At 51.7% G+C, this 209-nt stretch carries 1 tRNA gene; it reads left to right on the top strand.

From position 1 onward, the window contains the following. Positions 1-136 precede the first annotated feature (136 nt). Positions 137-209: transfer RNA gene (locus HFD92_RS21600), tRNA-Arg, on the top strand.

Genomic DNA, 209 nt, shown 5'->3' with positions numbered 1-209 from the left:
CATCCATAGCTCAGCTGGATAGAGTACTCGGCTACGAACCGAGCGGTCGGAGGTTCGAATCCTCCTGGATGCACCATTCTTTGTAACATCCTCAGGTTGATTTCTGAACGTCCATAAAAAAACGCAACACCCCAATGCATCCATAGCTCAGCTGGATAGAGTACTCGGCTACGAACCGAGCGGTCGGAGGTTCGAATCCTCCTGGATGC

It is taken from the genome of Pantoea sp. EKM101V, from assembly GCF_011800325.1.
In the GTDB taxonomy this organism is placed as follows: domain Bacteria; phylum Pseudomonadota; class Gammaproteobacteria; order Enterobacterales; family Enterobacteriaceae; genus Pantoea; species Pantoea anthophila.
Note: the sequence above shows the minus strand (reverse complement) of the source record. Positions and strands in the feature narration are given on the sequence as shown.